We start from the raw sequence: 11061 nt of genomic DNA, 5'->3' as shown, positions 1-11061 counted from the left end.
GCCTGCTCAAGGGCGAACAGCGTTTTTTTTGAAGCTCAGTCCCTCATGGCGCAGGAACATCCAGATCGTATTGTGCGAGACCTTGACCCCGCGCGCTTCCAACTCGTCCTTCAGCCGATGCAGCGTCAACTCAGAGGTTTGGTTGATCCGCTCCACGATGAAGGCCCGATGCGGCTCAAGAATCCGCTTTCGATGTCCGCCCATCTTCCCCGGAGCCACCGAACCGGTAGCTCGATAGCGCTGCGACCACTTCACGACAGAGGAAACCGCAACGCCAAAGCGCGATGCAACGCTACGGCAGTTCTCGCCGGCCCCAACCGCCTCAACAACACGCTCACGAAGATCGTTTGAAAGCGCTCGCGTCATCAGATGCTGGCCTCCAATCCAGCCAGCATCTTGAATCACAAACACCTTGATTTGGGAATCCTACGATTCTCTCAAAGCAGGAAACGCTCTAGTCGGCGCCTTCCTCCGGATCCATGGCCGCGGCTTCTGTAGCCAGAACCTCGATCTCCTGGTTCTGCCCGGCAACCACCGTGAAATCCTTCTGGTAGATGCGGTCGCGGTTCTTGGCGATGATGGTGTAGTCGCCTTCGGCAAGCACCATCGAGGCGAAAGCGCCGACGGTTTCCTTGATCGGATCGCCGGATTCGTTGAGCAGCGACCACGACGTATCGGCGATCGCTTCGCCGCCGGCTTCGCGCACCAGCTTCATGGTTATCTCGGCCGCGTGATGTTCGACCGTGGCTTCGGTCAGCTTGCCGGCCTCGACACGAATGTCGGAGCGGATGACGGCGTTGACCGCGCCATAGGTCGAGACGACGTGGTAGATGCCGGCATTGAGCCGCACGACGCTGTTGGGTTCGACATCGGGAATGATCAGCGCGCGGTCGCCATTGGCCTCGGCTGTGCCCTCGTAGATCGAGAAGCGCAGTTTCTTGGGGGGAATGCGCACGCCGCCCGACAGAACCGCATCGAGCTTCAGGCCGCCGGCGTCGAGCACCAGGCTTTCCCGCTTGGCGTCCTTGCCGACGGTAATGCGCTTGGTGGCGCCGGCGCGGCCATAGGAGGCGTGAACCAGATAGCTGCCAGGCTCGAGCTGGAAGACGGCGCTGCCGCCATGGGCGGAGGCGACCATCGGCAATTTGCCGTTGACCGCTTCAGGCTTGAAGACACGCCAGACAAGTCCGCGCGTGATGTCGGTGCCCTTGTCGGTCAACTGGGCCGAAAGGGTGAGGGCGCCACCGCCGCCAAGCGCCAGCGGGGTGTCGCTCTTGGGCGTCGCATAGCTCGAAATTCCGGGAAGCTTCAGGTCGCCGACACCGTCCTTTTCCTGCGCAACGGCCAGCGAAACCGGCGCCATGAACAGCGCGGCACAGAGCCAGACCAGGAAAAGACGCAGTCGCCCCTCAAACATGCCTTGCGTTGAAGCCCATGGCGGTGGCAATTTCAAGGCTTAAGAGTCCGATCCGGGACTCTTGCGTCCGGCGTTTGCGCGCCTTTGCCCGAGCCGCCCGAATTCCCGATGGTGCGCTTCAGCTCAAAACCACAGTGTCCAGGAGACTTGCGCCCATGGCGTCGCCGATCATCGACTTCCTATTGACCCGAAATTCAGCGCCGATTCCCGACCTCAGGGAGCCGGCGCCGAGCGACGCCGATATCGCCACGATGATCGCCGCCGCCGCCCGCGTGCCGGACCACGGCCGGCTTGAGCCGTGGCGCTTCATTCTCTATCGCGGCGATGCCCGCATCGAGATCGGCAAAAAGCTGGCCGCACTGGCCGAACAGCGCGAGGGGCCGCTGCCGGAGGGCCGCCGCAACCAGGAACTGGCGCGGTTTTCGCGTGCGCCGCTGGTGATCGGCGTCGTCTCTGTTCCCCGGGAAAACCCGAAGATCCCACAATGGGAAATGTTCCTGTCGGGCGGCATGGCGGCGATGAACCTGATGATAGCGGCTAACGCGCTGGGCTATGGCACCAACATGATCAGCAACTGGTATTCCGATGTCGCGGAGGGCAGGGCGATGCTGGGGCTGGCGCCGCAGGAGCGCGTCGTCGGCTTCATCCATATCGGTTCCTATGCCGGTCCCGCACCGGAGCGGCCAAGGCCCGATCCGGCGAAGCTCTATGCCGACTACACCGGACCTTGGGCGGGCTGAATGTTCTACGAACCGGCGAAAGGGCACGGGCTGCCGCACGATCCGGCCAAGGCCATCGTGGCGCCGCGCCCGATCGGCTGGATATCGACGCTGAATAAGGCGGGCGAGATCAATCTCGCGCCATACTCATTCTTCAACGCTTTCTCGACGCGGCCTTTCATCGTCTGGTTTTCCTCCGAGGGCGAGAAGGACAGCGCCTCGTTCGCCCAGGAATCCGGCGAGTTCGTCGCCAATCTGGTCAGCCGCGATCTTGCCGAGAAGATGAACTACACATCCGTCGACGCACCGCGTGGCGTCAGCGAGTTCGTCTATGCCGATCTCGCCATGGCGCCCTCGCGTCTCGTCAGGCCGCCGCGCGTGGCTGCGGCGCCGGCGGCGCTGGAATGCCGAGTGACGGAAGTATTTCGCCCAAAGGCGCTGGACGGATCGCCCACAAGCGCCGTCGTCGTCGCCGGCGAGGTGGTGGGCGTGCACATAGACGATGCTTTTTTGAAAGACGGCCTGTTCGACATCACCAAGGCCGGCAATGTCGCGCGCCTCGGCTACATGGACTATGCCAGCGTCGATGAGATCTTCTCGATGCGCCGGCCACGCTGGGGCAAGGAATAGGCTCGCGTCCCGCCAGATCAGCGCGCCTCATCGGCTTTTGGTTTCCGCCGGGCTGTCATGACGGCCCTGACATAGCCCGGTTCGCCGATCCGGATGCTGCCGTCGGGCAGGCCGAGGATGCGGTCGAGGGCGATCTCGTAGAGCCTGACGCGTCTTTCCAGGGCCTCGATCGCGACCTCCATATCGGCATCGCCACCAGCGGTGATCGCCTTGGCGATGACGTCATGCGTGGCCATGCCGAACTGCATGAGGATGTCGGCGACGCCCTCGGGATCGAAGGTTTTGAAGGTGCCATCCTCGACACCTTCCCGGATGATCTTGACCAGCAAGGGGGAAAACGATGCGCTGGCCGCCAGGTTGATACGGTGGAAAAGCACCAGATTGTCAGGCCGGAACAGCGTCTCGAAAAGGGCCCAGGCTTCCGACGCCGTCTCGATCTTGGCTTGCCGCGACTGGGCGAGCAGGCCGTTCAGGCGGGCAAGCGGGTCGAGGCCAGGTGCGTTCAGTATATTCTGGACCCCGGCCAACGCCTGCCTTGCGAAACGCTCGGCCAACGCCTCCAACAGGGCCTCTTTCGAAGCAAAATAGTGATAGAAGGCGCCCTTCGAGACACCGGCGGACGCAATCACGTCGTTGAGGCTCGCTTTGTCATAGCCTCGCGTCAGGAACAGGGCCTGGGCGTGGTCCAGCAGTTCTTCCCGCCTGAGCTCGGGGTGCTTGATGATACGTGGCATGACAAACCTTCTGCACGCGATGGCCGTTCCCGTCCAGTGGCGGTTGTCAACGGCTTGCTTGAATAATAGACCGTCGGTCGGTATAATAGACTGACGGTCTAGTCCGGCCAATACCGGCAGGGGCAAGCCGCGAAAGGGCGATCATGATTTCCAAATTGATCCTGCAGACATTCCTCTGGTTCGGCGTCATGGGTGCCTTGCTGTTCCTGGCGGCCGGCACGCTGCACTGGCCGGGAGCCTGGATCTACTTGGTGGTGATGGTGGCGCTCAGTCTCACAATGGGCGTCGCGCTGGCTCGGCGCGATCCCGGCCTGATGAACGAGCGGCTGAGCCCGCCCATCCAGAAAGACCAGACACCGGCCGACAAGATCCTGCTGTCCATTCTCCTGCTCGGCATTTTCGGCTGGCTGGCCTTCATGGGATTCGACCACCGTTTCGGCTGGTCGGCGGTTCCCGTCTGGGTGCAGGTCATCGGCGTCCTTGTCCTGCTGATCGGAATCTGGATCTGCTACCTGACTATGCTGGAGAACAGTTTTGCCGCACCGGTTGTGAAAATCCAGGACGAGCGCGGACAGCGGGTGATCACCACGGGGCCTTACAGCTATGTGCGCCATCCGATGTATGCGGGTGCCATTCTCTTCTTCGCGGGCACCGCGCTCCTGCTTGGCTCCTGGTGGGGATTGCTGTCGGTGCTTGCGTTCATCGTCCTCCTGGCCATCCGCACCTTCATCGAGGAGAAAACGCTTCGCATCGGCCTGCGCGGCTATGATGACTATGCGGCCGAGGTTCGCTACCGGCTGATCCCGATGGTCTGGTAATAGGCGCGATGCCCGCTCACTTGCGCCGTTCAACATCGCGGCGAATCCCTTAGCCAGGATCGCGCGAAAGGCGATTCCCCTCCATCTGAACAAAGGCTAAGAGAACGGCTTCGGCGATGCGTGGTGGCTTGCGCATCGACCTTGGGGATATTGAGGGGCGCTTGCAGATGACGAAACGAAATTCGCTGGGAATCCGGCTGCGCTATGCGTTCGACAAGAGCATGGCCGCTGGGCCGATCGCGCTGATCGGCTGGCTCGCCGTCCTTTCGCTGCTGATTATCATCGCCGCCGCGGCTTTCCTGGCGGTGACCCGAATCGCGCCGGAGGGCGGCGAACCGCTGAACTTCTTCGAAGCGTTCTGGGAATCGCTGATGCGCACGCTCGATTCCGGCACGATGGGCGGCGACACCGGCTGGGCCTTCCGTCTTGTCATGCTTGTGGTCACGCTAGCCGGCATCTTTGTCGTCTCGGCGCTCATCGGCGTGCTCAGCGCAGGCGTCGACGGCAAGCTCGACGAGTTGCGCAAGGGCCGCTCGCAAGTGCTGGAAAGCGATCACACCATTATCCTCAACTGGTCCCCGTCGATCTTCGACGTCATCTCCGAACTCGTCATTGCCAACGCCAGCCGCCGCCGTCCGCGCATCGTCGTCATGGCCAATATGGACAAGGTCGAGATGGAGGATGAGATCGCGACCAAGATCGGCAAGCTGGGCAACACCCGCATCATCTGCCGCAGGGGCGATCCGACGGATCTGTACGATCTCGCCATCGTCAATCCGCAGACCTCGCGATCGGTCATCGTGCTCTCGCCGGATGGCGACGATCCAGATTCGCAGGTCATCAAGACGGTGCTGGCGCTGGTCAACGACCCGAACCGGCGCACGGCGCCCTACAACATCGCCGCCGAGATCCGTGACGGCAAGAACGCCGAGGTCGCCCGCGTCGTCGGCGGGGCCGAGGTGCAGCTCGTGCTGGCCGACCAGTTGATCTCGCGTATCGTCGTGCATTCGAGCCGGCAGTCGGGCTTGAGCGGCGTCTATTCGGAACTGCTCGATTTCGACGGCTGTGAAATCTACACGATCGAGCAGCCCGGTCTGACCGGCAAGACTTTCGGCGAAGCGATGATGTCGTATGAGCACTGCGCGCTGATCGGGCTTTGCGACCGCGACGGCCGTGTCGATCTCAACCCGCCTTCGGATTTGGTGATCGGTGCCGGCAGCCGCGCCATTATCATCGCCGAGGACGATGCGGCGATAAGGCTGGGAAGTCCGGGAACCGAGGTCGACAAGGCGGCAATCATCGGGCCGCGGCCTGCCGACAAGCAGCCTGAGCGCACGCTGATCCTTGGCTGGAACCGGCGCGGCCCGATCATCACCCACGAATTGTCTCGCTATGTCGCACCGGGTTCGGTGCTGACCATAGCTGCCGATACGCCTGACCTGGAACAGGACGTCGCCGAATTGGTTGTTGAGGGCAACAATCTATCGGTTCAATGTCGGGTCGCCGACACGTCGAGCAGAACCGTGCTGACGGGCCTGGACGTGCCGTCCTACGATCACGTGCTCGTTCTCGGCTACAGCGAAACCATGGCGGCGCAGCCGGCCGATACGCGCACGCTGGTGACGCTGCTGCATCTGCGCAAGATTTCAGATGACGCTGGCCTCCACATCAACATCGTCAGTGAGATGATCGACGTTCGCAACCGGGAGCTTGCGGCCGTGACCAAGGCCGACGATTTTGTCGTCAGCAACCGGCTGGTCAGCCTGATGTTGGCGCAGGCGTCCGAGAACCAGTATCTCGCCGCGATCTTCGATGACCTGCTCGATGAGGCTGGCTCCGAAATTTACATGCGCCCGGTCGCCGACTACGTCGCCATCGACAGGCCGGTGACCTTCTGGACGATCGCGGAATCGGCACGACTGCGCGGCGAGATCGCCATCGGCTACCGGCGCATTCGCGGCGCGCAAGAAGACCATCGGGCGCTGGGCGGCGTCACCGTCAACCCGCTGAAGTCAGAAGCGCTGGCCTATCTGCCGGAGGACCGGGTCATCGTGCTGGCGCGAGATTAGGCCGGGACCCCGGCTGCCTTGGCCCGAACCAGCAGCCGTTCGGCCAGCCGCAGGTGCGGCCGGTCGTACATCTTGCCGTCGATGCCGACGACACCGGGATTGCCCGCGGCTTCAAATGCAGCAACGATGGCCGCCGATTGCTTCACGGCTTCAGCCGACGGGGTGAAGGCCCCATTGATGACCGCCACCTGATCGGGGTGGATCGCCATCTTGCCGGTGAAACCGTCCCGCTCGGCCTCGGCGCATTCCGCGGCGAAGGCCGCCATGTCCCGAAAATTCGGGAACACGGTGTCGATTGCCGCGACCTCGGCCGCGCCGGCGGCAAGGATGGTCATGGTGCGAGCGAGACGGAACACGTCCGTGTAGCGGCCGTGTTCGTCGCGGGCAGAACGTGCGCCGATCGCGGCCGACAGGTCTTCGGCGCCCCAGGTGAGGCCGACAAGCCGCGCGCTTGCCCCGACATAGGTAGCTGCCGCGAGCACGCCCGCCGGCGTTTCGGTGACGATCGGCAGGATCCTGATCGAGCCGTCGGGCAGGCCGTTCTCGGCTTCGCGAACCCTCAGCTTCGCCGCGAGCTGCTGCACGTCCTGGCCGCTGTTCGACTTCGGCAACATGATGCCGTCCGGTCTTGCCGGGATGAGCTTGGCGAGATCATCGTCCGTCAGCCCGGTCGAAAGGTCGTTGATCCTGATATAGATCGCCGAGCTGGTCAGCGCCCTGCGTTCGCCGATGAAGCGCGCCGCGACATCGCGCGCGGCTGCCTTGTTCTGCGGCGCCACGGAATCCTCAAGATCGACGATGATCACGTCGGCGCCGGCGCCAAAACCCTTTTCCAGTTTGCGCTCGGAATCGCCGGGAACAAACAGCAGCGAACGCATCAGGCCACCTTCTTCAGCATCATCGCTTGCCTGGTGCATTTGGCGACGAGATCGCCATGCTGGTTGTAGGCGCGATGCTCGAACTCGACGATGCCGCGGTCCGGCTTCGACTTGGACTCGCGCACCGAGATGACCGTGGTCTCGACGCGAATGGTGTCGCCATGGAAAACCGGGTGCGGGAACACGGTTTCCTTCATGCCGAGATTGGCGACCGTCGTGCCGACGGTGATGTCGTTGACCGAAATGCCGATCATCAGGCCGAGCGTGAACAGCGAGTTGACCAGCGGCTTGCCCCATTCGCTTTTGGCGGCGAAATCGAAGTCGATATGCAACGGCTGCGGGTTCAGCGTCATCACCGAAAACAGCATGTTGTCGCTCTCGGTGACGGTCTTGCGCAGCGTATGCTGGAAGACGTGGCCGACGACGAATTCCTCGAGATATAGCCCGGCCATGTCCGTCTCCTGCGCTGTTTGACGGTTGATAGGCGCTGCATCAGGCGCTCGCAAGCCAGTTAATGAACATGGTGAACCGTTCGTAAACCATTTCTGCCTACCGTTCTCACGGGGCCGGAACCTTCCGGCAAGGGGCGTAAGCAGACGGGCATGGTTGTTGTTTCGCATTTCCTGAAATGGATCTACACGGCCAAGGTGTCGGAGCGCGCCGCCGCGGCCAATGCGCTGGCCCGGGCCTATGTCAATTCCGAATTGCCGTTCGAGGACCGCTGCGCGGCGGAAGCGGCGCTGACGCTGCTGCTCGACGACGCCTCGTCCAAGGTGCGGCTGGCAATGGCGGAGGCGCTCTCCATGAGCCATCACGCGCCGCTGCAGATCATCAGCGTGCTTGCCGCCGATCAACCGGAAGTGGCCGGTGTCGTGCTGGCGCGCTCGCCGCTGCTCACCGACGCCGATCTGATCAGCCGCGTGGCAACGAGCCAGAAGGCGACGCAGAAGCTGATCGCCGACCGGCCTTCCGTCTCGATGGCATTGTCGGCGGCCATCGCCGAGATCGGCGAGGCGGAAGCCTGCGCTGTGCTCCTGGCCAACAGCGGCGCCGACATCGCTTCACTGAGTTTCCGTCGCATGGCCGAGCGCCATGGGCACTTGCCGCTCGTGCGTGAGGCGCTGGTATCGGATGTCAGGCTGCCTGCCGACTGCCGGCATATGCTGCTCGTCAAGCTTGGCGAGACATTGAAGACATCGCCCCTGGTCATGGCATTGATGGGAGCCGCGCGTGCCGAGCGCGTCATGCGCGAAGCCTGCGTCAAGGCCTCAGTGACGCTGATCGAGGGCACGCGCCAGGAAGAACACGCGGCGCTGATCGAGCATCTCAGGCTGCGCGGCGACCTGACCGCGAGCTTTCTGATCCGCACCATCGCGCATGGCAAAGTCGATTTCTTCGGTTCGGCGCTGGTCGCGCTCAGCCAGCAGTCCGAACCGCGGGTGAGGGCGCTGCTGGCGGGCGGGCACGACGTGGCGCTGCAGGCGCTGTTCCGCGGCGCCGGGCTGGCTGTACCAACGCATGCGATCATCCTGCGCGCCCTGAAGATCTGGCGCGAAGTCGCCAACGGCAAGCGCGTCGCCGGTGTGCAGGAAGTCAGCTGGCTGATGCTGAAGGAATTGGGCGGACAGTCAGCGGCCGGCGACCTGGCGGCCCTGGTCAAGTCGATCCATCTCGACGCGCTGCGCGAGAATGCGCGCGGGCACGCGCTGGCGATTGCTGCGGCCTAAGCTCTATCGCGCGCGAAAAAATCCGGGAAATCCTCCATCGCGGCGGCAATGATGCGCAGGGACGCCGCGATCTGCAGCATGTCGCCGGTGGCGCTTCGCTGGGCGATGCCAGCCGCGTATTGCCGGGCGACCGCGATGGTCGCCGTTTGCGGATCGCCAGGGGCACGGTAAAGCAGTTCGCGCGCCAATCCCCTCAGGAAATTGGCGATTGAAAGCGCGGTTTCCGGTGGGATGGCATGGTTCTGGCCGGCGGCGCGCAGCCGCAGGATCTCCAGGCCGACCGTGACCGATACGACGCCGCCGCCCAGCACCGCTTCGCCCTTCCTGCCCGAATTCTGCACCAGGGGCATCAACTGGTTGATCCGGTCATAGGCGAGGCTTTCGAAGGCCGAACGTTTCGGCACTCGCTCATGCAGGCAAAGCCGCGCCAGGTCCTCGCGCATGGCGCGTACGATGCGGTCGGCCGCCAGCCATGGATCCGCCGGCAATACGACGATGAAGACGCCGATCGCCAACAGGATGCCGACCAGGATCGACGCCGAGCCGGCCAGGAAAGGGCCGGGATCATAGCTCATCGCCTGATGTGGGCTGAGGAAAGCCAGGAAATTGATGGCGAAGGCCGTCGCCACGCCGACATAGCGCGGGTTGGCCATGGCGAGTGCCGCCGGCACCATGATGGGCACGACGAACAGCGTGAACCAGCCGAAGCCGGGCAGGGCGGGAAGCGCGACCTGGCCAACGAGAAAGGCAAACGGCAAGGCAAGCAGCGTTCCCTTGAAGAACCCCCAGGACACCTGCACAGGATCCGGCCGCGCGGCAAACAGGCTCGAGACCACGGCGACGAGGATCACGGTGCCGGCGGCTTCCGACCACTTCGTCGTCAGCCAGAAAGCCGCGACCAGCAGCGTGGCAATGGCGGCACGCACGGCGTTGCGCGTGGCGCCTGGATAGTCGCGATGAACGACCAGGGCCGGCGGCCTGCGGTCGCGGGAGGCGCGCGTGACAGGGGCGCGCAAGGCATCGAGGCCGCGCAGCACTTGCTTCAGCGCCTCGGCGAAATCGGCGGCGATGGTCAGCCGTGTGATGGTGCCGACCCTGTCTTCGTCCGGCTCCGCCGGTGCGTCCGGCGTCTGCTTGGCCCTGACGACTATCGCATCGAGGCGCGCCAGCCAGGGCGCGCTATCGTCGAGCGCGCCAGGCCTGGCCGCCATCTCGGCGACGAGCGCCTGCAATTCCGAGCGGACCGGAATAAGCGCTGCATTCCTGGGCGCAGCATGTGAGTACAATGCGCGCGCGGCGGAAAGTGCGGACAGGAGCTGGCCTATGGTGCGCCGCACCGGATGGGCGCGGGGCGCGAAGCTCGGCGCTTCGAGCCTTGCATAGGCACGCATCTCGCCAAGCGTCTGGGTGTCGGCGACAAGCTTCCTGTGCAGCCCGATGAGCGTCGCCCGATCATCGCCGGAGAACGCGCCACTGGCATAGGCGGCAAGGTCGAGAATGCAGCGCTTCAGCCGCGAGACGATGGCGTCGCTGGCCAGTTTCGGCAGGATCAGCCGGCTGGTGAGGCCGGCGCAGACGATGCCGAGCACGATCTCGGCGCAGCGCGCGACCGCAAGATCGACGACCAGATGCGGTTGTCCGAAAGCAGGCAGGCCGATGATCATGGCGGTGTAGCCGGCAAGTGCCGCGCCATAGGCTTCGGGATTGCGCAGCAGCGAGGAGACGAAGGTGCAAATGCCGATCCAGACGGCAAGCACCGTCACCAGAACCCAGGGGCCAGCGCCGAATGCCGTGGTGATGCCGATTGCCGCGACACCACCGGCAAGCGTACCCAGCAGCCGATAGAAGCCCTTCGCCAGCACCATACCGGCGACCGGCTGGGCGACGATGAACACCGTCATCATCGCCCATTGCGGATGGTCGAGTTTCAGCGCGTAGGCGGCCAGCAGCGCGATCAAGCCGGCCGAAACGGTGCGAAGCGCGAAAATCCAGTCAGAGCGCGTCGGCTGGGTCAAGCCGGCCAGGCTGGTCTCGAAATAGGTTTTCAGCCGCGCCCAGGTCACATGCTG

At 63.9% G+C, this 11061-nt stretch carries 10 protein-coding genes and 1 pseudogene; 5 read left to right on the top strand and 6 right to left on the bottom strand.

The window, feature by feature from the left end:
- Both FJ967_RS17470 and FJ967_RS17465 read right to left on the bottom strand, forming a co-directional pair.
- Nucleotides 1–366, bottom strand: a pseudogene (locus tag FJ967_RS17470) (transposase); the annotation flags it as partial.
- A gap of 88 nt (nt 367–454) precedes the next feature.
- Entirely contained in the window at nt 455–1417 is a 963-nt protein-coding gene (locus FJ967_RS17465) for a hypothetical protein (RefSeq protein ID WP_140733059.1), read from the bottom strand.
- 155 nt (nt 1418–1572) lie between these two features.
- On the opposite strand from FJ967_RS17465, the gene FJ967_RS17460 reads away from it, so the two are divergent.
- Nucleotides 1573–2157: a nitroreductase gene (locus FJ967_RS17460; RefSeq protein ID WP_140733058.1), complete on the top strand. Its 585-nt coding sequence runs from the start codon at nt 1573–1575 to the stop codon at nt 2155–2157.
- Nucleotides 2158–2766 carry a flavin reductase family protein gene (locus FJ967_RS17455; protein ID WP_140733057.1) on the top strand — a complete coding sequence of 203 codons (609 nt, stop codon included), beginning with the start codon at nt 2158–2160 and terminating at the stop codon, nt 2764–2766.
- A 17-nt stretch (nt 2767–2783) separates the two neighbouring features.
- Here the strand turns inward: FJ967_RS17455 and FJ967_RS17450 are convergent, their stop codons facing one another.
- Nucleotides 2784–3500, bottom strand: a complete 717-nt coding sequence (locus FJ967_RS17450; protein ID WP_140733056.1) for a TetR/AcrR family transcriptional regulator — start codon at nt 3498–3500, stop codon at nt 2784–2786.
- Nucleotides 3501–3643: 143 nt separating this feature from the next.
- On the opposite strand from FJ967_RS17450, the gene FJ967_RS17445 reads away from it, so the two are divergent.
- Both FJ967_RS17445 and FJ967_RS17440 read left to right on the top strand, forming a co-directional pair.
- Nucleotides 3644–4318, top strand: coding sequence for an isoprenylcysteine carboxylmethyltransferase family protein (locus FJ967_RS17445; RefSeq protein ID WP_140733055.1), 675 nt, complete (start codon nt 3644–3646; stop codon nt 4316–4318).
- A 167-nt stretch (nt 4319–4485) separates the two neighbouring features.
- Nucleotides 4486–6387, top strand: coding sequence for a hypothetical protein (locus FJ967_RS17440; RefSeq protein ID WP_140733054.1), 1902 nt, complete (start codon nt 4486–4488; stop codon nt 6385–6387).
- On the opposite strand, the gene FJ967_RS17435 is transcribed toward FJ967_RS17440, so the two are convergent.
- Nucleotides 6384–7265 carry a CoA ester lyase gene (locus FJ967_RS17435; RefSeq protein ID WP_140733053.1) on the bottom strand — a complete coding sequence of 294 codons (882 nt, stop codon included), beginning with the start codon at nt 7263–7265 and terminating at the stop codon, nt 6384–6386. The two genes, FJ967_RS17440 and FJ967_RS17435, sit on opposite strands and share 4 nt — an antisense overlap.
- Nucleotides 7265–7717, bottom strand: a complete 453-nt coding sequence (locus FJ967_RS17430; RefSeq protein ID WP_140733052.1) for a MaoC family dehydratase — start codon at nt 7715–7717, stop codon at nt 7265–7267. Before FJ967_RS17430 ends, FJ967_RS17435 begins: the two co-directional genes overlap by 1 nt.
- Before the next feature lie 150 nt (nt 7718–7867).
- Here FJ967_RS17430 and FJ967_RS17425 point away from each other — a divergent pair, with 150 nt between their 5' ends.
- Nucleotides 7868–8992, top strand: coding sequence for a DUF2336 domain-containing protein (locus FJ967_RS17425; RefSeq protein ID WP_140733051.1), 1125 nt, complete (start codon nt 7868–7870; stop codon nt 8990–8992).
- Here FJ967_RS17425 and FJ967_RS17420 read toward each other — a convergent pair.
- The gene (locus FJ967_RS17420) at nt 8989–11055 is read right to left on the bottom strand and encodes an FUSC family protein (protein ID WP_140733050.1); all 2067 of its coding nucleotides are present in this window, start codon (nt 11053–11055) and stop codon (nt 8989–8991) included. The genes FJ967_RS17425 and FJ967_RS17420 overlap by 4 nt on opposite strands.
- Nucleotides 11056–11061: the final 6 nt, after the last annotated feature.

The sequence above is a fragment of the Mesorhizobium sp. B2-3-4 genome, assembly GCF_006442315.1.
In the GTDB taxonomy this organism is placed as follows: domain Bacteria; phylum Pseudomonadota; class Alphaproteobacteria; order Rhizobiales; family Rhizobiaceae; genus Mesorhizobium.
This window is presented reverse-complemented; position numbering and strand designations above follow the sequence as displayed.